The sequence below is a fragment of the Dietzia sp. CH92 genome (assembly GCF_032248695.1).
In the GTDB taxonomy this organism is placed as follows: domain Bacteria; phylum Actinomycetota; class Actinomycetes; order Mycobacteriales; family Mycobacteriaceae; genus Dietzia.
Genome location: NZ_JAVHXC010000001.1, coordinates 257562 through 280445, shown reverse-complemented (window position 1 = coordinate 280445; position 22884 = coordinate 257562). Strand labels below are relative to the sequence as shown.

Genomic DNA, 22884 nt, shown 5'->3' with positions numbered 1-22884 from the left:
CGGCGACAGCCCGCGGCCCGGTGCCGACGGTCGTCCGACCGGCACCCCCGGCCGTCGCGCCGGCACCGGCCCCTACCTGGACGAGGTGACCGGTCGGGGCGGGTCGCACACGCCGGTGTGGTTCATGCGCCAGGCGGGACGCTCCCTGCCGGAGTACAAGAAGGTACGCGGCGACTCGACGATGCTCGAGGCCTGTTTCGATCCCGAGATGACGTGCGAGATCACGCTCCAGCCTGTCCGCCGTCACGGCGTGGACGCCGCGATCTTCTTCTCCGACATCGTGATCCCCCTGGCCGCCGCCGGCGTGGACATCGACATCGTCCCGGGCACCGGCCCGGTGGTGGCGCAGCCGATCCGCAACGAGGCCGCGGTGGCCGCGTTGCCCGAGCTGACCCCGGACCGCCTCGAGGCGATCGGGCAGGCCGTGCGCCTCATCACCGCCGAGCTCGACCCGGCCGTGGCCCTCATCGGGTTCGCCGGCGCCCCGTTCACCCTGGCGTCCTACCTCATCGAGGGCGGTCCGAGCCGCAACCACGAGCACACCAAGGCGCTCATGTACTCGCGGCCCGACGTGTGGAACGCGCTGATGTCCAGGCTCGCGGACCTCACGACCGTGTTCCTGCGGGCCCAGATCGACGCGGGCGTCGACGCGATCCAGCTGTTCGACTCGTGGGCCGGGGCGCTGACCGAGCGTGACTACCGCACCCTCGTCCTGCCGCACTCCGCGCGCATCTTCGCCGACGAGGTCATCTCCTCGGTCCCGCGGACGCACTTCGGCGTGGGCACCGGGGAGCTGCTCGGCGCGATGGGCGAGGCCGGCCCGGAGGTCGTGGGCGTGGACTGGCGGATCCCGCTGGACGACGCCGCCACGCGGGCGCCCGGCAAGGTCCTGCAGGGCAACCTCGACCCGGCGATGCTCTTCGCCGACCGCGACGCCCTGGACGGCGAGGTCCGGCGCATCCTCGACGAGGGCCGCCGCGCCCGGGAGGCCGGGGCCGCCGGCCACGTGTTCAACCTCGGGCACGGGGTGCTGCCCTCCACCGACGCCGGGGCGGTGACCCACGTGGTGGAGCTCGTCCACGAGCTCACCGGCAAGTGACGGCGGCGCCGCGCGTCGTCGTGGTGGGCGGCGGCCTCAGCGGGCTGACCGCCGCCTACCAGCTCTCGCTCGATCTGCCGGACGCGCAGGTGACCGTTCTCGAGGCGTCCGCCGCACCCGGGGGAGCGCTGCACACGGTCGACTTCCCGTCCGGGCCCATGGAGCTCGGGGCCGAGGCGTTCATCGGTCGTCGCCCCGAGGCCTCGGCGCTCGTCGCCGAGCTCGGCCTGGCGGACTCGCTCCGACACCCGGGCACGCTCGGATCGGCGATCCTCACCGGTGGGCGCGTGGTGGCGATGCCGCCGGGCACCCTCATGGGTTTGCCGTCGGACGTCGACGCCCTGTCGGAGGTCCTCGGCCCCGCCGAGCGGGCGGTCGCCGCGCGCGAGGTCGACCTGCCCCTGGCGTGGGAGCCCGGGTCGGACGTGTCGCTGGGGGACCTCGTCGCGGAGCGCTTCGGGCCCGCCGTCGTCGCCAGGCTGGTCGATCCGATGCTCGGCGGCGTGTACGCGGCCCGCAGCAGCGGCCTCGGCCTGCGCCAGGTCGTGCCGGGACTGGCACAGGCGCTCGACCGCGGGGCGCCCAGCCTCACCGCCGCGGCCCGCGAACTCACCGCCACCCGCACCCCGGGGCCCGTGTTCGCCGCCCTCGACGGTGGCTACCGGGTTCTCGTCGACGCACTCGTCGCCGCGTCCGGTGCACGGATCCGCACCCGCACGCGGTGCACCTCCCTCCGGCGGGGAGCCGACGGGTACGCGGTGGCGGTCCACGCCGACAGCGGGCCGTCGGTCGAGCGGGCCGACCTCGTCGTCGTCGCCGTCCCCGTTCCCCACGCCGCCCCGCTCCTCACCGCCGCCGGGGGGCTCGACGCCGGGGACCCGTCCCTGTCCGGGATCCGCACCGCCTCCTCGGCGGTCGTCGCGCTCGAGATCGACCGCTCCGCGGCACTGCCCGAACGGTCCGGGATCCTCGTCGCGACGGACGAACCCGTGCCCTACAAGGCCATGACCTTCACGAGCCGCAAGTGGCCGCACCTCGACACGCGCCCCGGGCATCTGGTGCGGGTGTCCTTCGGAAGGCTCGACGACGACGAGGTCCTCCGCTCCGACGACGCCGCCCTCACCCGGATGGCCGAAACGGGACTGGGGGAGCTGTGCGGCTCTGAGCCGACGGTCCTGCACTCGCGGGTGCGCCGCTGGACGGACGCCCTCGCCGAGATCGGCCCCGGACACGATGCCCGGATCGCCGCCGTGCGGGCGGAACTCGCCGACCGGCTGCCCGGTGTCGAGCTCGTCGGCGGCGCCACGGAGGGGGTGGGGGTACCCGCCTGCATCGGGTCGGCACGGGCCGCGGCCCGACGACTGGCGACGAAGTGGCAGGATTGAGCCATGGCACGCCTCGACTACAAGAAGCTCAACTCCACCCTGCGCTACCTGATGTTCTCGGTCTTCACCGTGACGCCCGGGCAGCTCGGCGAGGACCGGGACGCGGTCGCCGCGGATCTCGAGAAGTTCCTCGCCCGCTACGAGGACACCGACGTGGTCGTCCGTGGCCTGTACGACGTCTCCGGCCTGCGCGCCGAGGCCGACTTCATGTTCTGGACCCACGCCGAGCACATCGAGGACCTGCAGCGGTTCTACAACGAGTTCCGGCGCACCACCCTCCTCGGCCGCGCCAGCACCGCGTACTGGTCCAACACGGCCCTGCACCGGCCCGCGGAGTTCAACAAGAGCCACATCCCGGCCTTCCTCGCCGAGGAGGAGCCGGGCGCGTACATCTCGGTGTACCCGTTCGTGCGGTCCTACGAGTGGTACCTGCTGCCGGACGAGGAGCGGCGTCAGATCCTCGCCGAGCACGGCCGCGCCGCGCGCGAGTACCCCGACGTGCGCGCCAACACGGTGCCCTCGTTCTCGCTCGGTGACTACGAGTGGATCCTCGCGTTCGAGGCCCCGCAGCTCGACCGGATCGTCGACCTCATGCGGATCATGCGCGCGACCGAGGCGCGCCGCCACGTGCGCGAGGAGATCCCGTTCTTCACCGGGCCGCGCGTGACCGCCGCGCAGCTCACCGCCTCCCTGCCGTAGGGCGCCACGCGTCCTCGTCGTGGGCACGACGACGAAGGGGCCGACCGGATCCGATCCGGTCGGCCCCTTCTCGTACCGCGCTCAGCCCTCGGCGGGCTCGAGGGTCAGGCTGACCGAGTTGATGCAGTACCGCAGGTCGGTGGGCGTGCCGTAACCCTCGCCGGCGAACACGTGGCCGAGGTGGCCGTGGCAGTTCGCACAGATGACCTCGGTCCGGGTCATGCCGAGGGAGGTGTCCTCGCGCTCGATCACCGCGTCACCGGCGAGCGGGGTGAAGAACGACGGCCATCCGCAGTGGGACTCGAACTTGGCGTCACTGCGGAACAGCTCGGCACCGCAGCCGCGGCACCGGTAGACGCCCTCGGTCTTGGTGTCGTTGTACTCGCCCGTGAAGGGCCGCTCGGTCCCGGCCTGCCGCAGGACCTGGTACTCCGCCGGGGTGAGGCGGCGACGCCACTCGGCGTCGTCGAGCGTGAAGTCGGGCTGGGGGGAGTGGGTGTCGGTGGGCTTGCTCATGCCCGCAGGCTACGCCGCCGCGGCGGCGGGTGCGATCCGCTCGTGGCGGCGCGGGTCGGTGCGGCGCCACAGCAGCACCACCAGCACGGTGACGAGCAGCAGCAGCCAGCCGAGGGTCGGGTGGGCGAACTCGAGGAGCCGCCCGTAGTAGGGCCAGCGGGTGGACTCCCAGAAGTCGAGGGTGAAGAACCCGTACGCGGCGAGCCACGCCGGCCAGTTGCGCACGAGAGACTTGTCCAGCACCACCGTGAGCATGATGGGGATGAGCATCATGGAGTAGTACATCTGGCCGAGGGTGGAGACGAGGAACACGCCCGTCAGGACCACCCCGGAGGTGGTCGCGAGCCACAGGACCTCGTGGTTGTGGCGGTACTCGAGCAGCAGCCAGACCGCCAGCAGGGTGGCGGCCACCACGAGGATCCGCGCCACGAGCACGAGCGGTTCCGGGACCCCGTAGTACAGGCCGAGGCCGGCGATCGAGCTGTTGTAGTAGTCGCGCACCTCACCCATATAGGCGAGGGTGGTGTCGAGGTAGCTGCGGGCGTCGACGGTCAACGCCCAGCCGGCGGCCATGGCCACGCCGGGGATCGCGACGGCGGTGACGAACGGCTGCCACTGCCTGCGGATGAGCGGCAACACGAGCAGCGGCGCGAGCATCGGCTTCACCGCGAGCGACAGGCCCATCGCCACGCCCGCCCACCACAGGCGGCGCCGGTGCAGCAGGTACAGGAACGCCACCTGGCACAGGAAGATCACCCCGTTGACGTTGGTGAACACCAGCGTGTTGGTGACGGCCTCGGTGCAGAAGGCGGCCAGGAGGATCGCGGGCGCGGCGAAGGAGCGGACGTCGAGGTCGAACAACCGCATGAGCAGCCACAGCGCGGCGATGATCGCGGCGGTGTTGACTAGGATGAACAGCCACCGGGCGATCGTGTAGTTGTCGATCATCCCGAAAGGCGCGAGCACCAACGTGCCGCTGGGCGCGTAGAGGTAGTGCGGTTGGACGGTGAGCAGGTTCTCGACGTAGACCGGCTCGCCGGCGAGGAAGCGCCTGGTGGCGAGGTAGACGGTGCCGAAGTCGTTGGTGATGGATCCGTTGACGGCCCGGATCAGGACGCGGTGGATGACGGTCATGATCGCCAGCGGCCACAACACGTGGGTGAGGACGCGGGGGACGGTCATCGTGTTTCGGGTGGGCAACGGCACGTGAGGCAGGGTACCGCCTCGCCGACCGGGCCCGGCCGAGGCACTCCGGTCGGTCAGGACGGGCAGGCCGCCGGGTCCGCGGCGCCGGCGGGGTCGTCGAGGAATCCGGTCACCGCGGCGCGGGCGCACGCGGAATGGAGGAGCACCCGGGATCCGGGGGCTCCCCAGGTGAGCGTGCGGACGTCGGTGGCGCCGGCGGCGGTGAGGGCGGCGGCGGTCGGCTCGACGGCCGCGGCCCCGGCCACGGGGTCGGCGATGCCGCCCAGGAGCAGGACCGGCACGTCGCCGGGGACGGTGATCGGCGAGCCCCCGGGGACGGGCCAGGTGGAGCACGCGGACAGCTGGGCGGCGAGGATCTCCCCGAACGGCGGCGTGTCCTCCCATTCCGAGCTCAGTTCCGCGACCCGGTTGACGGGTACGCGCCGCGAGAGGTCGGAACACCCCGCGACGTACGGCAGGGAGGTGCCGACGAGCGCGGAGGCCCGGTCGCGGACGCTGTCGGGGGTCTCGTCGGGCGCGGCGGCGACGAGGTCGCCGAGGATCCTGTCCCCCGGGGACGGGTCCGCGGCGGAGGCCCCGGACAGGTCGGCGAGGGCAGAGCGGACGACGTCGGCCAGCAGGGCGGCGGGGACCCTGGCGCCGGGGTCGCGGGCCCGGTCGAGCGCGCGGGTGATCGCGTCGACCTTCTGGTCGGCGTCGCCGGGCCCGCATTCGGGTCGGGTGCACGAGGCGGCCCAGAGCCGGAGCGCGGCGTCGGAACCGTCGAGCGCCGCCCGGGCGGCGGCCTCCTGGTCACCGTCGGCGGGGGCGGGGGAGTCCAGCACGAGGGTCGCGAGGCGTCCCGGGTGGGTGCTCGCGTACGCCAGTGCGGTGCGTGCGCCGGTCCCGATGCCCAGCACGGCGAGCCCGGGAACGCCCCACTGCTGACGCAGGCGTTCCAGGTCCTCGGCGGCGCCGGCGGCGCCGAAGTCCAGTTCGCGACCCGCCAGCTGGTCGGTGCAGGACTGCGCGGTGTCGGCCAGGGCGCCGCGCACCTCGGGGGAGGTGGGGTCGGTGCCGCGGTCGGCGAGCCCGTCGAGGGTGCGCCGGGCGGGGAAGGACAGACACGTCCCGGCGGCGCCCGAGCGGCCGCGGTGGTCGACCAGGACGAGGGGCCGGGCGTCGGTGAGTTCGGGGCCGGTGGAGGCGATCCGCGCGGCGAGCGTGTCGGGGGAGGTCTCCGGGCCCGCGACGACGACGAGGGGGGCCGCATCGGTCGGGGTGCCCGTCGCGGTGAGGCGCAGGACGGGCGTGTCCCCGAGCATCGCGCACTCCACGCTGGCATCGGCCGGGATCCCGCCACCGCGGTCCCCGGAACACGGCGTCCAGGCGAGGTCGGAGCGCGGGACGAGCCATTCCGGGCGCTCGACCGTCTCCCGCCCGTCGGTCGCGTCGCCGGAGCTGCGGCCCGGCCCGTCCCCGGTGGCCAGCCGCGGCCCGGGCGCGGGCAGCGGTGCACAGGCGGTCGCGGCCACCGCGAGGGCGGCGAGGGCCGCCGCGGTCGAGGCGAGGACCCGGGGTCGGACGGCCGGGCGGTCGGGGCTCATCCCGTGGTCCGGTCGACGACCCAGCGCGTGTAGAGGCCACCGCGCGGGCACGTGAACACCGTGGCGACGCGCATCGGGATCCGGGTGGCGTCGGGCCCGGTGGCGAGGGGCGTGCGGTCGCCGCCCACGACGAGCCCGGGCGCGACGGACAGGACCAGCTCGTCGATCGCGCCCTCGCTCAGGAACGTCCCGAGGAGTTCGGGGCCTCCTTCGAACGCCACCTCCGACGCGCCGAAGTGACTGGCGAGCGACCGTACGGACGCCCGCAGCGGGCCGGGATCGAGCACGTGGACGGTGACGCCCCGCTCACGGGCGGCCTCGAGGCGCTCTCCCGGGATGCCGTGGGCGGCGACCACCTGGACGGCGTCGGCGACCGGGGCGCAGTGGTCGATGAGCCGGTCGGGCAGGCTGCGGGTGAACACGAGCACGACCGGCGGGGGACCGGGTCGGCGGTCGGCCCAGACCTCGGCGATCCGGGCCGGGCCGTAGCCCTCGGTGAGCGCGGTGGACGAGCCCACCATGACGAGGTCGGCGCGGGCGCGCATGGCGTCGTAGACGAGCTTGTCGGTCGGCGTGCCGAGTCCGCCGCTGCGTCCGTCGACGGTCGTGCTGCCGTCGATGGTGGAGATCATCACGGCGCGGATGCGGGGCATCGCGAGGCCGGGCTCCGGCTCCAGCGCCGCCCAGAGGGTGTCCAGGGCCGCGGGGTCGTCGTCGATCACGGTGGGCCGTGTCGTGTGCACCGCGGACTCCTTCCGTTCTGACGTCGGGTGCCCCCACGATAGGCTCTCCGCATGGTCTCTCGCCTCGTTGACGTCACCCCGGTGGTCCCCGCCGACCAGCTCGTGGCCCAGATGGTGCCGCCGTCGATGTTCGACGACGTCAGCTTCGACTCGTACATCCCCGATCCCGCGCAGCCGTCGCAGGCCGCGGCGGTCAAGGCGTGCCGGCGGTTCGCCGAGGAGGTCAACGCCCGACGCGCGCCCAAGAAGGGCCTGTTCGGACGCAAGCCCAAGGCGGGTCAGGGCACCGGGATCTACCTGGACGGTGGGTTCGGTGTCGGCAAGACGCACCTGCTGACCTCGATCTACCACAACTGCCCGGAGCCCAAGGCGTTCGGCACGTTCGTCGAGCTCACCCATGTGGTGGGGGCTCTCGGCTTCAACCGGGCGGTCGAGGAACTGTCGGGCCACTCGGTGCTGTGCATCGACGAGTTCGAGCTCGACGATCCCGGCGACACCATGCTCGTCTCCCGTCTGCTCGCCGAGCTGACGACCGCCGGGGTGAGTGTGGCCGCGACGTCCAACACGCTGCCCGAGCAGCTGGGGGAGGGCCGCTTCGCGGCCAAGGACTTCATGCGGGAGATCCGCAAGATGTCGGGGATCTTCGAGTCGATCCGCGTGGACGGTCCGGACTACCGGCACCGCAACCTGCCGCCCGCGCCGGAGCCGATGACCGACGATGCGCTGAAGGCGGACGCGGAGGCGGTCGACGGCGCGACGCTCGACGACTTCGACGCCCTGTGCGAGCACCTGTCGACTCTGCACCCGTCCAAGTACAACCGACTGGTCGACGGGGTGAACCGTGTGTGCCTGAGCGGGGTCAAGCCGCTGCCGGACCAGTCGATCGCGCTGCGGCTCGTCGTGCTCGCGGACCGGCTGTACGACGCGGGCATCCCGGTGCGCAACTCCGGCGAGAAGCTGGACGCCATCTTCACCGACGAGATGATCGCCGGCGGGTACCGGAAGAAGTACCTGCGCGCGACCTCGCGACTGTTGGCGCTGTCCCGCTTCGAGACCGTCGGCGGCTGAGAGCCGGCTCTCTCAGAGCGTCAGCTCGTAGACGACGTCGGCGTTGGCGACACCACCCACGTCGAACGTCCGCTCACCCCGCGCCCGGAACCCGTGCTTGACGTAGAAGCGACGGGCGCGGGTGTTGGCGACGTTCGTGGCCAGCCAGAGGCTGCGTACCCCTCGCCGGCGTGACCGCCGGGTCACGTCGTCGAGCATCCGGGCCGCGATCCCCACGCCGTGGTACCCGGGGTGCACGTAGAACTTGCTGATCCCGGTCGTGGGGCGGTGCACGATCTGCCCCTCGCACGCGGGGTCCATCGCGGTGCCGGCGACCAGTAGCACGTACCCCACCGGCTCGCCCGCGTCGCGACCGTCACCGTCGCCCTCCCGGGCCACCAACACCTCGTGGTCAGGCACCTCGAGGTACCTCCGGAACGCCTCCTCGCTGAGATTCTCCGCGACGAAGGCCGCGATCACCTCCCGGTCGAGTTCGGGCGGGCACGCCAACGGGAACGTGCGGGCGGCCAGGGCGGACAGGCCGGGCAGATCGGCTTCGTGGGCCACGTGGAGCAGTTCGGACACCCCACCAGCCTAGGAGGGGCGTTCAGGCGTGCAGATGGAGGCTCTCGTCCCCGCGGACTCCGCGGAAGGCATACCTCTCGGGGTCGTCGCCGCCGCCCAGAACGAGGGTGACCTCGTAGGCATCGGTGCCGGTCCGCCGGAGGTCGACGAGCACCCCGGTCGTGTGGCGGAAGTCCACGACGCGTCCGCGCATGGCCGCGACGTCGGCCGCGCCGACGGTGGTCGAATGGTGGATGTGGGGCAGGGCGGTCATGGCCTCATCATCCGTGACCGACATCACACCGGTGGAACGATCCGGTACCGATCCGGCGGCTGACCAACGGCGAAAGCCCCGGCCGTGTGGCCGGGGCTCTCGTGTGGTGCGCGATACTGGGATTGAACCAGTGACCTCTTCCGTGTCAGGGAAGCGCTCTCCCGCTGAGCTAATCGCGCGGGTTCCGCGCCCGGACGAATCCGGACGTAGAGGTGGAGACGGGAATCGAACCCGTGTTGACGGCTTTGCAGGCCGCTGCCTCACCACTCGGCCACTCCACCGCAAAGGTATCGAGCCTGGTGAGGACGTCCTGGCTCCTCGATCCCTCCGAGCGGATGACGGGATTCGAACCCGCGACCCTCACCTTGGCAAGGTGATGCGCTACCAGCTGCGCCACATCCGCATCGCTTCGGCGGCTCGCTGTTGCTCACCCCGTTGCGAGAATGAACATTAGTCGACTCCGTCGCCGGAACACAAATCCGGGGTCGGAAACGTGCGCTGAACTGCCCAGATGCCCTAAATCGTCCGCCCGAGACCGGCGCCTTACCGCCCCCCGCCGCCGCCCGGGGCCACTCAACGCCTCGCGGGCGCCGGGGGGGGCGGAGGGCTCGCCGGGCCGGTCCGCGCGCCGCCCGCCGGCTCGCGCAGGGCGGAGCGGGTCGCGTGAGCCCGTCAGCTCACCCAGTGCGGAGCGGACCGCGTGTCGCCCAGGGTCGTCTCCGGTGCACCCGCGACCGGGGCCCCGCGCTTCCGCATCCGCGCACCGCCCGGGCGCGGACGGAACCAGGTGCGACCTCTCCGACCTGCGCGTGAGCGGGTATCCGGGCCCCGAATTGGGCGGGGGCCCGGGTCTTGCTACAGTGTTCCGGTGCCGAGCGAGACAGCCCGGCGCGACGCGGTCCTATAGCTCAGCGGAAGAGCGCTCCGTTCACACCGGAGAGGTCACTGGTTCGAACCCAGTTAGGACCACCGCAACAGCAGAAGCCCTCCCGGGTCCCGGGAGGGCTTCTGTCGTTCCGGGCGCGTGACGGCCGAGCCTGGGCGCGGCCACCGCGCTCGGCCGCATCAGGTGTGATCCGGTCCCGCCGACGCGACCTGCGACGCCAGCGCCTGGTCGAGAGCCCGGGTGAACACCTCGACCGGCTGTGCACCGCTCACCGCCAGCCGTCCGTCGAACACGAAGAACGGCACACCGCGGACCCCGATGCCGCGCGCGGCCTCCACATCGCGGCGGACGGCGTCGGCGAAGTCATCCCCGGCGAGCACCCGGTCGACCGCGTCGGCGGGCAGGCCCGCAGCGACGCCGATCCGCCGCAGCACCTCCGGGTCCGAGATCACGCGGCCCTCGGAGAAGTGGGCGCGGCGCAACCCCTCGTCCACCTCGTCCGCACGGCCGTGCTCGGCCGCCAGCGCGGCGAGCCGGTGGGCGTCGAACGTCGAACAGACCCGGGACGACCGCCAGTCGAACTCCAGCCCCAGATCCCGGAAACGGGCGGCCATCTGTTCCTGGCCGGCCTCCGCCTCCTCTCGGGACATCCCGTACTTGCGGGCGAGCATCTCGGCGCTCGTCTCACCGGGCTCGTCGGAGGCGACGCGGGAGGCGGAGGGGTCGAGTTCGTAGGCGCGCCACACCACCTCCACACCGACGTCGGGGTGATCATCTCGGAACGACTCGAGCGCCGCCTCCAGGTGCCGCTTGCCGATCCAGCAGAACGGACAGATGACGTCGGACCAGATGTCGATGCGCATACCGGGTCCAACGCCCCGGCGAGGTCCGGGATTCCGGAGGGGCCCGGGTAGCATGGACCGGCCCGGTCCCACGTTCGGACCGCGGTGTCAGCCCGGGCGGCCCGTCGCCGCCCGACGTCCACTGCCGAGGAGATCGTCCCCCGTGTCCGAGAACCGCATGCCCCAAGCCGATGTCGACGCGACGGGCGCGGCCACCGTGACCACCGTCATCCCGGCCGGTGAGCCCGCGGGCAAGATCCTCGCCGAGCGCGAACTGCAGTCGCGGAGCGGTCCGGAGACGATCGTCGTGGTCCGCGACCCCGAGGGCGCGCTGCGGGACCTGTCCTGGGCACCCGAGGTGGACACCGAGGTGGAGCTCGTGCGCGCGGACACCGAGGACGGCCGATCCGTGATCCGCCACTCCTGCGCCCACGTGCTGGCGCAGGCCGTGCAGGACAAGTTCCCGGACGCCAAGCTCGGCATCGGCCCGCCGATCGAGAACGGCTTCTACTACGACTTCGACGTGACGGAGCCGTTCACCCCCGAGGACCTCAAGGACCTCGAGAAGCGGATGAAGAAGATCATCAGGGCCGGCCAGCGCTTCTCCCGGCGCGAGTACGCCTCGCTCGACGAGGCCCGCACCGAGCTGGCGGGCGAGCCGTACAAGCTCGAGCTGATCGAGGACAAGGGCCGGGCGGACGCCGGCGACGCGGACGGAGCCGAGGCACTCGAGGACTCCGAGATCATGGAGGTGGGCGCGGGCGCGCTCACCGCCTACGACAACCTCAACCCCCGCACCGGCGAGGTCATCTGGTCGGACCTGTGCCGGGGACCCCACGCGCCCACCACCAAGTTCATCCCGGCGTTCACGCTCACCCGGTCCTCGGCCGCCTACTGGCGGGGCGACCATAACAACGCCGGCCTCCAGCGCATCTACGGAACCGCGTGGGAGAGCACCGAGGCGATGGACGCGTACCTGGACCGGCTCGCCGAGGCGGAGAAGCGTGACCACCGCCGCCTGGGCACCGAGCTGGACCTGTTCAGCTTCCCCGACGAGATCGGCTCCGGCTTCCCGGTGTTCCACCCGCGCGGCGGGATCATCCGCAACGAGATGGAGCAGCACTCGCTCAAGCGCCACCTGGCCGCCGGGTACTCGCTGGTCAACACCCCGCACGTGACCAAGGGCGACCTGTTCCGCAAGTCCCAGCACCTGAGCTGGTACTCGGAGGGCATGTTCCCCCCCATGATCCTGGACGCCGAGCACGACGCGGACGGCAACGAGACCAAGCCGGGGCAGGACTACTACGTCAAGCCCATGAACTGCCCGATGCACAACCTGGTCTTCGACTCGCGGGGCCGGTCGTACCGGGAGCTCCCGCTGCGGATGTTCGAGTTCGGCACCGTGTACCGGTACGAGAAGTCGGGCGTGATCCACGGCCTGACCCGCGCCCGCGGCTTCACCCAGGACGACGCGCACATCTACTGCACCGAGGAGCAGATGGAGGGCGAGATCGCCTCCGTGCTCTCGTTCATCATCTCCCTGCTGCGCGACTACGGTCTGGACGACTTCTACCTCGAGCTGTCCACCAAGGACCCGGAGAAGTACGTCGGCGGCGACGAACTGTGGGAGCGCGCGACCGAGACCCTGCGCCGGGTGGCGACGAACTCCGGGCTGGAGCTCGTGCCGGACCCGGGAGGGGCCGCCTTCTACGGGCCCAAGATCTCCGTGCAGGCGCGTGACGCCATCGGCCGTACCTGGCAGATGTCGACCGTGCAGCTCGACTTCAACCTGCCGGAGCTGTTCGACCTGACCTACAACGCGGCCGACGGCACCAAGAAGCGGCCCGTCATGATCCACCGCGCGCTCTTCGGTTCGATCGAGCGGTTCTTCGCGGTGCTGCTCGAGCACTACGCGGGCCTGTTCCCGGCGTGGCTCGCGCCGGTCCAGGTGGTGGGCATCCCCGTCGCCGAGGCGCACGAGAAGCACCTCGAGGACGTGATCGACGAACTCCGTGGCCGCGGGATCCGCGCGGAACTCGACACGTCGGACGAGCGGATGCAGAAGAAGATCCGCAACCACACCACCGGCAAGGTGCCGTTCATGCTCCTGGCCGGCGACCGCGACGTCGAGGCCGGTGCCGTGAGCTTCCGGTTCCCCGACGGCACCCAGCTCAACGGTGTCTCGCGCAACGCCGCGATGGACAAGATCGCGTACTGGATCACCTCGCGTCGCAACGACGTGCCCACCGCGGAGCGCGTGTGACGTCGGGGGAGTCGGTGCCGACGGAGCAGTACCGCCAGTTCGGTGTGGGTGAGGACCGGCTCCAGCTGCTGTGGGCGCCCTACCGGATGTCCTACATCGCCGAGACGCGGCCGGAGCCGGCCGAGGGGATGACGGGGGAGCCGTTCCTCGACATCCCCCGGATGAGCGACGAGGACGGGCTGGTGGTCGCGCGGGGCGAGCACGTGTACGTGGTGCTCAACCTCTTCCCGTACAACCCGGGTCACTCGATGGTGGTGCCGTACCGCAAGGTGGCGGACCTGGAGGACCTCGACGACGACGAGTCCCGCGAGCTGATGTCGTACACGCAGCACCTCATCCGGGTCATCAAGGCGGTCTCGAGGCCCGATTCGTTCAACGTGGGGCTCAACCTCGGTGGCGCGGCCGGCGGCTCGCTGTCGGAGCATCTGCACCAACACGTCGTCCCACGCTGGATCGGCGACGCGAACTTCATTACCGTGACCGGCGGAACCAAGGTGCTGCCGCAGCTCCTCCACGAGACGCGGAGGCTGCTCGCCGAGGCGTGGTCCACGACGGTGTCCCCGGGCAGTGTGCCCGGGCAGACCACACCTTCCAGGTAAGCAGGGGGACGGATGCTCAGCGAGTACGGACGGTCGGGGGTCTCCCGGGTGACCCACCCCTTCGCCTCACTGCTGGTGCGGATGGGCGTCACCGCGAACGGCATCACGCTGACCGGTCTCGTACTGACCTGTGCCGCGGCGGTGGCGCTGTTCGGCCACGGCCAGCTCGTCGCGGGTGCGATCGTCATCGCCCTGTGCACGCTGCTCGACCTCGTCGACGGGGCCGTCGCCCGGGCCGGGGGCGGGGGCTCGCCGTACGGCGCGCTGGTCGACGCCGTGTCCGACAGGGTCGCCGACGGCGTGATCCTGTCCTCGCTTCTGTGGTGGCTCGTCCACACCGAGCCCGGGAACCGCTACGCGCTGGCCATGCTGCTGGCGTGCCTGGTGCTGTCCCAGGTGGTCTCGTACTCCAAGGCCCGTGCCGACGCGGGCGGTCTGCGCACCCCCGGCGGGCTCATGGAACGCGCCGACCGCCTGGTGCTCATCCTGCTCGGTGCCGGCCTCGAGGGCCTCGGTGTGCCGTGGGCGCTGGAGGTCGGCCTCACCGCGGTGGCGGTGGGCAGTCTCGTCACGGTGATCCAGCGCGTGTGGGGCGGTCGGACCGACTACCTGCGCCGCGTGGCCCACGAGCAGGCCACCGCCGCGCCGGCCCCCGCCCCGGGGGACCGATGAGCGGGGCCGCCGAGCGCCTGTCGGACCTCGGCTATGCCGCCGGGTGGGCCGTCGTCCGCGCCCTCCCCGAGGGCCTCGCGCGGACGCTCTTCCGCGCCGGAGCCGATCTCGCCGCCCGGCGGCAGGGTCCCGACTCCCAACTGCGCCGGAACCTCGCCCGGGTCCTCGGCGTCACCCCGGCGGAGGTGCCCGACGAGCTCGTCCGCGACTCGTTCCGGTCCTACGCGCGGTACTGGCGCGAGGCGTTCCGCCTCCCGGCGATGGACCGCGAGGCCGTGGCCCGCGAGATGGACCGCACCATCGAGGGCGTCGAGCACCTCGACGCCGCGCTCGCGCAGGGCCGCGGCGTGGTCGTGGCCCTGCCGCACTCGGCCAACTGGGATCTGGGCGGCACCTGGCTCGCCCGGCGCTACGGCGGGTTCGCCACCGTGGCCGAGCGTCTCAAGCCGGAGTCCCTGTACCAGCGCTTCCTCGACTACCGGGAATCGCTGGGGTTCACCATCTACCCGCACACCGGAGGCCCCACCCCTCCGCTGGACGCCCTGCGCGCCTACCTCGCCGACGGCGGGATCGTCTGCCTTCCGGGGGAGCGCGACCTGCGCCGCACCGGTGTGCCCGTGACGTTCTTCGGCGAGGCCACCCGCATGCCCGCCGGCGCGGCGAGGCTCGCGGTGGAGACCGGCGCCCCGCTGTTGGTGGCCCAGTTCTGGTACTCCGACGACGACACCATGCGCGTGCGGATCACCCCGCCGATCGACGTCTCCGGGGGAGTGGGGTCCGCTGTCCAGGCGATGGCGGACCTCTTCGCCGAGGGCATCGCCCGCCACCCCGCGGACTGGCACATGCTGCAGCCCCTGTGGCTCGACGACCTGCCCGCCGAACGCCGCGAACGGATCGAGGGCTGATCCGGCCGTGCGCATCGGCATGATCTGCCCGTACTCGTTCGACGCGCCCGGCGGCGTGCAGGCCCACGTCGTGGACCTCACCAGGGAACTGCGCCGGCGCGGGCACTCCGTCCGCGTGCTCGCACCCGGCAGCCCCGGCAGCGCCCCGATCCCGGGCATGACCCTGACCGGCCCGGGCGTCGCGATCCCCTACAACGGCTCGGTGGCCCGGCTCAGCTTCGGTCCCGCGACCTGGCGGGCCACCCGCCAGTGGCTGCGCGAGCAACCCCTCGACGTACTGCACATCCACGAACCCAACGCGCCCGGAGTGGGCATGTTCGCGCTCGCCATGTCCACGGGCCCCATCACCGCGACCTTCCACACCTCCACCACCGGATCGCTCATCCTCGACGCCGCGGACGGCGTCCTCGCGCCCCTGCTCGAGAAGATCCGCGGCCGGATCGCGGTGTCCACCCTCGCGCGACGGTGGCAGATGGAGGCGCTGGGCTCCGACGCCGTGGAGATCCCCAACGGGGTCGACGTCAGCGCCTTCGCCGACGTCGACACCTCCGGCGAGCCGACCGGCGCCCCCACCGTCGCGTTCCTCGGCCGCTACGACGAGCCCCGCAAGGGGATGGGCGTCCTCGCGGCCGCCCTCCCCGCCGTCCTGCGCGCCGTCCCGGACCTGCGCCTGCGGATCATGGGCGACGGCGACCGGGACGCCCTCCGCTCCCGCCTGCCCGCCGGGCTCGACGTGGAGTTCCTGGGCCGCGTCGACGACGCCCGCAAGGCCGCGGTCCTCGCCGCCGCCGACGTGTACTGCGCCCCCAACACCGGCGGCGAGAGCTTCGGCATCGTGCTCGTGGAGGCCATGGCCGCCGGCACCGCCGTCGTCGCCTCGGACCTCGACGCCTTCCGCCGCGTGCTCCGGGACGGGCGGTGCGGGCAGCTCGCCGCGGTCGGCGACGCCGACGCCCTCGCCGCCGCCCTCACCACCGTCCTCACCGACCGCGCACGCCGCGACGAACTGTGCGCCCACGCCGGTGAGGCGGTCCGCGAGTACGACTGGCCCGTCGTGGCCGAGAGGGTGATCCGCGTGTACGAGACGATCCGCGGACCGGGGGAGACGCTCCGTGTCCGTTGAGGTGATCGCCCTCGTCGTCGTCGTCCTGGTCGTGGTCCTCGCCGCCGCGTTGCTCGGCGCCTACCTCACCGCCCACCGCCTCGACCGTCTGCACATCCGCACCGACCTCGCCCGCGCCGCCCTGGCCGGGGCCCTCGAACGCCGCCACGCGGTGGCCGCCGCCGTGGTCCGTGACCTCACCCCACGTGACCCCGCGGGCGCCGACCGCCTGGCCCTGGCGCTGGCCCGCGCCCGGGCGCACCCGCCCGACGCCGTCGCCGGTCCCGACCCCGCACCGCAACCCCCGCCGCGACGCGACGCCGACCGCACCGGCCCCGGCGGGGCCGACCACGCCGGCGACCATCCCACCGACCGGGCCGGGGAGGACACGGCCGGCCCGGACGCCGAACAGGCGGAGAACACCCTGGGCGTGGTGCTCGCCGGACTCGACGTCCGCGCCCTCCCCGCCGACCTGGCCGCCGAGCTCGAGGACGCCGGCGACCGCGTCTCCATGGCCCGCCGCTTCTACAACGACGCCGTCCGCGACACCCGCGCCCTGCGCGACCAGACCGCCGTCCGTGTCCTGCGCCTGGCGGGCCGCGCCCCCATGCCCGATTACGTGGAACTCGTCGACCCCCCACCGGGCGGGGACGCCTGACCGCTCGGCCGCGGACCACGGGGGGCACGCGGTTGGGGCGGCGAGGTGAGGCCGACCTACACTGGTAGGCCTGAACACGTCGTCTGAGCCAGGAAAGGCCATTTTCGTGAGCGAGCCGCAGTCGAGCGAGAACACCACCGGAACAGCCCGCGTCAAGCGGGGCATGGCCGAGATGCTCAAGGGCGGCGTCATCATGGACGTCGTCACCGCCGAGCAGGCGAAGATCGCCGAGGACGCCGGTGCCGTGGCCGTCATGGCCCTCGAGCGTGTTCCCGCCGACATCCGCGCCCAGGGCGGCGTCGCCCGGATGAGCGATCCCGACCTCATCGACGGCATCATCGAGGCCGTCTCCATCCCCGTCATGGCCAAGGCCCGCATCGGCCACTTCGTCGAGGCCCAGATCCTCCAGGCCCTCGGCGTGGACTACGTCGACGAGTCCGAGGTCCTCACCCCGGCCGACTACACCAACCACATCGACAAGTTCGCCTTCACGGTGCCCTTCGTCTGTGGCGCCACCAACCTCGGCGAGGCCCTGCGCCGCATCACCGAGGGCGCGGCCATGATCCGCTCCAAGGGCGAGGCGGGCACCGGTGACGTCTCCAACGCCACCACCCACATGCGCCAGATCCGCCAGCAGATCCGCACCCTCCAGGCCCTGCCGGAGGACGAGCTGTACGTCGCGGCCAAGGAGCTGCAGGCGCCGTACGAGCTCGTCAAGGAGGTCGCCCAGACCGGCAAGCTCCCCGTGGTGCTGTTCACCGCCGGCGGCATCGCCACCCCCGCCGACGCCGCGATGATGATGCAGCTCGGCGCCGAGGGCGTCTTCGTGGGATCCGGCATCTTCAAGTCCGGCAACCCCTCCGAGCGCGCCAAGGCCATCGTCAAGGCCACCACCTTCCACGACGACCCGGAGATGCTCGCGAACATCTCGCGCGGGCTCGGCGAGGCCATGGTCGGCATCAACGTGGACGACATCCCGGAGCCCCACCGGCTCGCCGAGCGGGGCTGGTGACCCGCCGGTGGCGAAGATCGAGGAGATCCTCGACCTCGAGCGGATCGACCGCGACCTCTACCGGGGCCCCGCGATCCGCACCCATCTCCAGCGCACCTTCGGTGGCCAGGTGGCCGGTCAGACCCTGACCGCCGCCGTCCGGACGGTGGACTCCGACAAGCACGTCCACTCCCTGCACGGGTACTTCATCCGGCCGGGGATCCCCGACGTGCCCACCGTCTACCAGATCGACCGGCTGCGGGACGGGCGGAGCTTCGCCACCAGGCGGGTCACCGCCATCCAGGAGGGCGAGCCGATCTTCACGATGTCGGCCTCCTTCCACCTCCTCGACCAGGACGGGATCGAGCACCAGGACCGCATGCCCCGAGTCGTCGACCCCGAGGAGATCCCCGTGACCTCCGTCGACGATCTCGACGAGGTCCACCGCGTCTTCGTCGACGAGTGGGCCCAGTGGGACATCCGGTTCGTCCCCCGGGACGGCATGCCGACCAGCCCCGAGCTGGCCGCGCAGCAACGGGTGTGGTTCCGCTGCGTCGACACCCTCCCGGACGACGCGAACTTCCACGTGTGCACCCTGGCGTACATGTCGGACATGACCCTGCTCGGGTCGGCCAAGATCCCGCACCCGGACGAGCCGACCCAGGACGCCTCGCTCGACCACGCCATGTGGTTCATGCGGCCGTTCCGCACCGACGACTGGCTCCTCTACGACCAGACGTCCCCGTCCGCCTCCGGGGGCCGCGCCCTGACCCAGGGACGGATCTTCGACCGCTCCGGTCGCCTCGTGGCCGCCGTGACACAGGAGGGGCTGTCCCGGCGACTCAACCCGGGCGCCCAGCCGTTCCCGGTGGACACCTCCGGCTCGGCCTCCGTCTCGTGAGCGGAGCCGCGCCGACGATCGGGGTGCTCGCCCTGCAGGGCGACGTGGCCGAACACATCCGCCACCTCGAGGCCGTCGGCGCGCGGGCGATCCCCGTGCGCCGACGGTCCGAGCTGGACACCGTGGACGGCCTCGTCCTGCCGGGGGGCGAGTCGACCGCGATGAGCCGCCTGCTCGACGTGTACGAGATGTACGAGCCCGTGTCCGCTCGGATCGCGGCCGGGATGCCCGTCTACGGCTCGTGCGCCGGCATGATCCTGCTCGCCTCCGAGGTCCTGGACACCCGGGCCGACGCCACCTGGTTCTCGGCGATCGACATGACGGTCCGCCGGAACGCCTTCGGGCGGCAGGTCGACTCGTTCGAGGCCGACCTCGTCGTCGACGCCCTCGGACCAGACCCCGTGCGCACGGTGTTCATCCGCGCCCCGTGGGTCGAATCGGTCGGCTCCGACGTGCAGGTACTCGCCGAGGTCCGGGCCTCCGACGGCCGCGATCACGTGGTCGCCGTGCGGCAGGGCAACGCCCTGGCCACCTCGTTCCACCCCGAGGTCACCGACGACGTCCGCGTCCACCGGTACTTCCTCGACATGGTCCGCACCGCCACCTCGTAGACTGGGCGGTCAGGTGGCCTCGAGCGAGGCCGCGCACCGGGCCGCCGGACGGCGGGACCCGGTCCCCAGACCCCCGGAGGGCGGAACATCAATGGCAGGCCATTCCAAGTGGGCCACCACCAAACACAAGAAGGCGGCGATCGACGCCAAGCGTGGCAAGCTCTTCGCCAAGCTGGTCAAGAACATCGAGGTGGCCGCCCGCACGGGCGGCGGTGACCCCGCCGGGAACCCCACCCTCTACGACGCCATCCAGAAGGCGAAGAAGAACTCCGTCCCCGCCGACAACGTCGAGCGCGCCCGCAAGCGCGGCGCCGGCGAGGAGGCGGGCGGCGCCGAGTGGGAGACCATCATGTACGAGGGCTACGGCCCGAACGGCGTGGCCATGCTCATCGAGTGCCTGACCGACAACCGCAACCGCGCCGCCGGCGAGGTCCGCACGGCCATGACCCGCAACGGCGGCAACCTCGCCGACCCCGGCTCTGTGGCGTACCTGTTCGCCCGCAAGGGCGAGATCGTCCTGGACAAGGGCGAGCTGACCGAGGACGACGTCCTCATGGCCGTGCTCGACGCCGGCGCCGAGGAGGTCAACGACCTCGGTGAGCAGTTCGAGGTGGTCTGCGAGCCCACCGACCTCGTCCAGGTACGCACCGCCCTGCAGGAGGCCGGGATCGACTACGAGTCCGCCGAGTCGGGCTTCCGTGCGTCGGTCGAGGTGACCGTCGACGCCGACGGCGCCGCCAAGGTCTTCAAGCTGATCGACGCGCTCGAGGACTCCGACGACGTCCAGAACGTCTACTCGAACATGGACGTCCCCGAGGACGTGCTGGCGAGCCTCGACGCCTGACGACCGACCCCACTGGTAGGGTCTCGAACGTAGGTTCTACCGTTGGTCGACGAGAGGTCGCAGATGCGCGTCATGGGTGTGGACCCGGGGCTGACCCGGTGCGGGCTCGCCCTCATCGAGACCGCCCCGGGCCGCGCGGTCACGGCTCTGGACGTGGACGTGGTGCGCACGACGTCCGACGAGCCGCTCGAGCGGCGCCTGCGCGCCGTCCACGCCGTGGCCGACGAGTGGATGCAGATCCACGCGCCGGACGTGGTGGCCATCGAGCGCGTGTTCGCGCAGAACCAGGTGTCGACCGCCATGGGGACCGCCCAGGCCGCCGGCGTCGTCGCCCTGGCGGCCGCGTACCGCGACATCCCCGTGGCGTTCCACACCCCGTCCGAGGTCAAGGCGGCCATCACCGGCAGCGGGCGCGCGGACAAGAAGCAGATGACCCTCATGATCACCCGCATCCTGGGTCTGCAGAAACCCCCGAGCCCGGCGGATGCCGCCGACGCGCTGGCTTTGGCCGTGTGCCACAGCTGGCGCGCACCGATGCAGGGACGGGTCGCCTCGCTGGACGCCCACGTCGCCCGCTCCCGGGCCGGGTTCGAGGCCAAGGTCGCGGCCGCCAGGGAGGCGGCCGCGTCGAACGGGGCCGGGCGGCGCGACCCGGCAGCCGATCAGGAGCGTGCCCGGGCGGCCGCCCGCGGCATGGCGCGAGCGAAAGGAGTGCGCTGGTGATCGCCTCGATCCGGGGAACGGTGGCCGAGATCGGCCTGGACCGCTGCGTCGTGGAGACCGGCGGGATCGGTGTCCTGGTACACGCGACCCCCGCCGCGCTCGCGGGACTGCGCCGCGGGGCCGAGGGCATGCTCCACACCGAACTCGTGGTCCGAGAGGACTCGTTGACGCTCTACGGCTTCGACTCCGTGGACGCACGTCAACTGTTCCTCACCGTGCAGACCGTCTCCGGCGTCGGACCACGGCTCGCGCTGGCGATCGTCGCCACCCTGGAACCCGATGACCTCGTCCGCGCACTGGGCACCGGGGACGTCAAGGCACTGACCCGGGTCCCCGGCGTCGGCAAGCGCACCGCCGAACGCATGGTCCTCGAACTCAAGGACAAGGTGGGACCCGTGCCCGACGGCGGTTCCGGCACGGCGCTCGCCGGGACCGGGCGGGCCCCCGCCGCCACCGAGGTCGCCGAGGCCCTCGAGGGCCTGGGCTTTTCCGCGGTGGAGGCCGAGAAGACCGCCACGGCCGTGCTCGACGCCCAGCCCGACCTCGACCCCGCGCAGGCCCTGCGCCTCGCGCTCAAATCGCTCGGTAAGCGCTGATGGCGGAGCTCGACCCGACCGCCGGAGACGGACACGAGGCGGAGCTGTCCGCCTCGCTCACCCCGTTCGACACCGACGTCGAGGGCGCGCTGCGCCCGCGCAGCCTCGGGGAGTTCATCGGTCAGGAGACCGTCCGCGAGCAGCTCGATCTGGTTCTCACCGCCGCCACCCGCCGTGGCGTCGTCCCCGACCACCTGCTGTTCTCCGGCCCTCCGGGGCTGGGCAAGACCAGCCTGGCCATGATCGTGGCGGCCGAACTCGGCGGCTCCCTGCGCATCACCTCCGGGCCGGCTCTCGAACGCCCCGGGGACCTCGCCGCGATGCTGTCCAACCTCATCGAGGGCGACGTGCTGTTCATCGACGAGATCCACCGCATCGCCCGCCCGGCCGAGGAGATGCTGTACCTCGCCATGGAGGACTTCCGCATCGACATCATGGTCGGCAAGGGCCCCGGTGCCACGTCGATCCCGCTGGAGATCGCCCCGTTCACCCTCGTCGGCGCCACCACGCGCTCGGGCGCACTCACCGGTCCGTTACGCGACCGCTTCGGGTTCACCGCGCACATGGACTTCTACACCGATGCCGACCTGGCCCGGATCGTCACCCGCGCGGCCGAGATCCTCGCCATCCCCGTCGAGCCCGACGCCGCCCTGGAGATAGCCGGTCGCTCCCGCGGAACGCCCCGCATCGCCAACCGCCTGCTGCGGCGGGTCCGCGACTTCGCCGAGGTCCGCGCGGACGGCCGGATCACGGTCCCCGTGGCCCGCGCCGCGCTCGAGGTGTACGAGGTCGACGAGCTCGGGCTCGACCGTCTGGATCGCGCCGTGCTGCGGGCGTTGCTCGTCCAGCACGAGGGTGGCCCCGTGGGCCTGAGCACCCTCGCCGTGGCGGTGGGGGAGGAGTCCACCACCCTGGAGGAGGTCTGCGAGCCGTTCCTCGTCCGGGCCGGACTGCTCGCCCGGACGCCCCGCGGCCGGATCGCGACCGCGGCGGCGTGGGACCACCTCGGCCTCACCCGGCCCGACACGCGCCCGGCGGAGCCGATGCTGCCGGTGGACGTGGACCCGGGACCCGGCGCGCGCGGCTGAGCCGGGGGCTGGCATCCTCGGACGGGACCGTCCGTAGCCCGGACCCGCACACCGGACCCGGAATCCGCGGGTCCACGTCAGGAG

Annotated in this window: 24 protein-coding genes and 4 tRNA genes; 18 read left to right on the top strand and 10 right to left on the bottom strand. The window is 72.3% G+C overall.

Annotated elements, in window-relative coordinates; genetic code table 11:
• The first annotated feature begins 76 nt into the window (after positions 1–76).
• From hemE to hemQ, 3 genes are read left to right on the top strand one after another with little or no spacing between them, the layout of a single operon-like run.
• The gene (gene hemE / locus RWK90_RS01360; protein WP_314034724.1) at positions 77–1099 is read left to right on the top strand and encodes a uroporphyrinogen decarboxylase; all 1023 of its coding nucleotides are present in this window, start codon (positions 77–79) and stop codon (positions 1097–1099) included.
• Positions 1096–2484, top strand: a complete 1389-nt coding sequence (gene hemG / locus RWK90_RS01355) for a protoporphyrinogen oxidase (RefSeq protein WP_314033934.1) — start codon at positions 1096–1098, stop codon at positions 2482–2484. Before hemE ends, hemG begins: the two co-directional genes overlap by 4 nt.
• A gap of 3 nt (positions 2485–2487) precedes the next feature.
• Complete coding sequence (gene hemQ / locus RWK90_RS01350; protein ID WP_314033932.1) at positions 2488–3183, top strand: hydrogen peroxide-dependent heme synthase; 696 nt, start codon at positions 2488–2490, stop codon at positions 3181–3183.
• A gap of 81 nt (positions 3184–3264) precedes the next feature.
• Here hemQ and msrB read toward each other — a convergent pair whose 3' ends face one another.
• Genes msrB through RWK90_RS01330 form a run of 4 tightly spaced genes read right to left on the bottom strand, consistent with a single transcriptional unit; the run spans position 3265 to position 7234 of the window.
• A complete protein-coding gene (gene msrB / locus RWK90_RS01345; RefSeq protein ID WP_314033930.1) occupies positions 3265–3699 on the bottom strand; it encodes a peptide-methionine (R)-S-oxide reductase MsrB in 435 nt (144 codons plus the stop codon).
• A 9-nt stretch (positions 3700–3708) separates the two neighbouring features.
• Positions 3709–4905, bottom strand: coding sequence for a glycosyltransferase family 87 protein (locus RWK90_RS01340; RefSeq protein ID WP_314033928.1), 1197 nt, complete (start codon positions 4903–4905; stop codon positions 3709–3711).
• A 53-nt stretch (positions 4906–4958) separates the two neighbouring features.
• Positions 4959–6491 carry an alpha/beta fold hydrolase gene (locus RWK90_RS01335; protein WP_314033926.1) on the bottom strand — a complete coding sequence of 511 codons (1533 nt, stop codon included), beginning with the start codon at positions 6489–6491 and terminating at the stop codon, positions 4959–4961.
• Entirely contained in the window at positions 6488–7234 is a 747-nt protein-coding gene (locus RWK90_RS01330; RefSeq protein WP_314033925.1) for a dihydrofolate reductase family protein, read from the bottom strand. The genes RWK90_RS01335 and RWK90_RS01330 overlap by 4 nt, the downstream gene beginning before the upstream one ends.
• A gap of 51 nt (positions 7235–7285) precedes the next feature.
• Here RWK90_RS01330 and zapE point away from each other — a divergent pair, with 51 nt between their 5' ends.
• Positions 7286–8302, top strand: coding sequence for a cell division protein ZapE (gene zapE / locus RWK90_RS01325; protein WP_314033924.1), 1017 nt, complete (start codon positions 7286–7288; stop codon positions 8300–8302).
• Positions 8303–8314: 12 nt separating this feature from the next.
• Here the strand turns inward: zapE and RWK90_RS01320 are convergent, their stop codons facing one another.
• The 5 genes from RWK90_RS01320 to RWK90_RS01300 all read right to left on the bottom strand — a co-directional run bounded on the left by RWK90_RS01320 (position 8315) and on the right by RWK90_RS01300 (position 9522).
• Complete coding sequence (locus RWK90_RS01320; protein WP_314033922.1) at positions 8315–8866, bottom strand: N-acetyltransferase; 552 nt, start codon at positions 8864–8866, stop codon at positions 8315–8317.
• A 22-nt stretch (positions 8867–8888) separates the two neighbouring features.
• Entirely contained in the window at positions 8889–9119 is a 231-nt protein-coding gene (locus RWK90_RS01315) for a hypothetical protein (protein ID WP_314033920.1), read from the bottom strand.
• Positions 9120–9223: 104 nt separating this feature from the next.
• Positions 9224–9298 (bottom strand) — tRNA-Val (locus RWK90_RS01310).
• 31 nt (positions 9299–9329) lie between these two features.
• Positions 9330–9400, bottom strand: a tRNA-Cys gene (locus tag RWK90_RS01305).
• 49 nt (positions 9401–9449) lie between these two features.
• Positions 9450–9522: transfer RNA gene (locus RWK90_RS01300), tRNA-Gly, on the bottom strand.
• A 494-nt stretch (positions 9523–10016) separates the two neighbouring features.
• On the opposite strand from RWK90_RS01300, the gene RWK90_RS01295 reads away from it, so the two are divergent.
• Positions 10017–10088, top strand: a tRNA-Val gene (locus RWK90_RS01295).
• Between the two features lie 96 nt (positions 10089–10184).
• Here RWK90_RS01295 and RWK90_RS01290 read toward each other — a convergent pair.
• Positions 10185–10868: a DsbA family oxidoreductase gene (locus tag RWK90_RS01290; RefSeq protein ID WP_314033918.1), complete on the bottom strand. Its 684-nt coding sequence runs from the start codon at positions 10866–10868 to the stop codon at positions 10185–10187.
• Between the two features lie 157 nt (positions 10869–11025).
• Between RWK90_RS01290 and thrS the strand changes: the two genes are divergently transcribed.
• The 13 genes from thrS (at position 11026) to ruvB (ending at position 22800) form a co-directional block, all read left to right on the top strand.
• Complete coding sequence (thrS, locus tag RWK90_RS01285) at positions 11026–13110, top strand: threonine--tRNA ligase (RefSeq protein ID WP_314034722.1); 2085 nt, start codon at positions 11026–11028, stop codon at positions 13108–13110.
• A complete protein-coding gene (locus RWK90_RS01280) occupies positions 13107–13709 on the top strand; it encodes an HIT domain-containing protein (protein ID WP_314033916.1) in 603 nt (200 codons plus the stop codon). Before thrS ends, RWK90_RS01280 begins: the two co-directional genes overlap by 4 nt.
• A 12-nt stretch (positions 13710–13721) precedes the next feature.
• The gene (gene pgsA / locus RWK90_RS01275; protein WP_314033914.1) at positions 13722–14381 is read left to right on the top strand and encodes a phosphatidylinositol phosphate synthase; all 660 of its coding nucleotides are present in this window, start codon (positions 13722–13724) and stop codon (positions 14379–14381) included.
• The gene (locus tag RWK90_RS01270) at positions 14378–15286 is read left to right on the top strand and encodes a phosphatidylinositol mannoside acyltransferase (protein ID WP_314033912.1); all 909 of its coding nucleotides are present in this window, start codon (positions 14378–14380) and stop codon (positions 15284–15286) included. The genes pgsA and RWK90_RS01270 overlap by 4 nt, the downstream gene beginning before the upstream one ends.
• A gap of 7 nt (positions 15287–15293) precedes the next feature.
• Positions 15294–16409: a glycosyltransferase family 4 protein gene (locus RWK90_RS01265; RefSeq protein WP_314033910.1), complete on the top strand. Its 1116-nt coding sequence runs from the start codon at positions 15294–15296 to the stop codon at positions 16407–16409.
• The gene (locus tag RWK90_RS01260) at positions 16399–17046 is read left to right on the top strand and encodes an NUDIX hydrolase (RefSeq protein WP_314033908.1); all 648 of its coding nucleotides are present in this window, start codon (positions 16399–16401) and stop codon (positions 17044–17046) included. Before RWK90_RS01265 ends, RWK90_RS01260 begins: the two co-directional genes overlap by 11 nt.
• A 106-nt stretch (positions 17047–17152) precedes the next feature.
• Positions 17153–18058 carry a pyridoxal 5'-phosphate synthase lyase subunit PdxS gene (gene pdxS / locus RWK90_RS01255; RefSeq protein WP_314033906.1) on the top strand — a complete coding sequence of 302 codons (906 nt, stop codon included), beginning with the start codon at positions 17153–17155 and terminating at the stop codon, positions 18056–18058.
• Positions 18059–18065: 7 nt separating this feature from the next.
• On the top strand, positions 18066–18938 hold the full coding sequence (locus tag RWK90_RS01250; RefSeq protein WP_314033904.1) for an acyl-CoA thioesterase II: 873 nt from the start codon (positions 18066–18068) through the stop codon (positions 18936–18938).
• The gene (pdxT, locus tag RWK90_RS01245; RefSeq protein ID WP_314033902.1) at positions 18935–19549 is read left to right on the top strand and encodes a pyridoxal 5'-phosphate synthase glutaminase subunit PdxT; all 615 of its coding nucleotides are present in this window, start codon (positions 18935–18937) and stop codon (positions 19547–19549) included. The genes RWK90_RS01250 and pdxT overlap by 4 nt, the downstream gene beginning before the upstream one ends.
• Positions 19550–19640: 91 nt before the next feature.
• Positions 19641–20393, top strand: a complete 753-nt coding sequence (locus tag RWK90_RS01240) for a YebC/PmpR family DNA-binding transcriptional regulator (protein WP_314033901.1) — start codon at positions 19641–19643, stop codon at positions 20391–20393.
• A gap of 63 nt (positions 20394–20456) precedes the next feature.
• Positions 20457–21116, top strand: a complete 660-nt coding sequence (locus RWK90_RS01235; RefSeq protein WP_314034720.1) for a crossover junction endodeoxyribonuclease RuvC — start codon at positions 20457–20459, stop codon at positions 21114–21116.
• On the top strand, positions 21113–21712 hold the full coding sequence (ruvA, locus tag RWK90_RS01230) for a Holliday junction branch migration protein RuvA (protein ID WP_314033899.1): 600 nt from the start codon (positions 21113–21115) through the stop codon (positions 21710–21712). The genes RWK90_RS01235 and ruvA overlap by 4 nt, the downstream gene beginning before the upstream one ends.
• Complete coding sequence (gene ruvB / locus RWK90_RS01225) at positions 21712–22800, top strand: Holliday junction branch migration DNA helicase RuvB (RefSeq protein WP_314033897.1); 1089 nt, start codon at positions 21712–21714, stop codon at positions 22798–22800. Before ruvA ends, ruvB begins: the two co-directional genes overlap by 1 nt.
• Positions 22801–22884 lie beyond the last annotated feature (84 nt).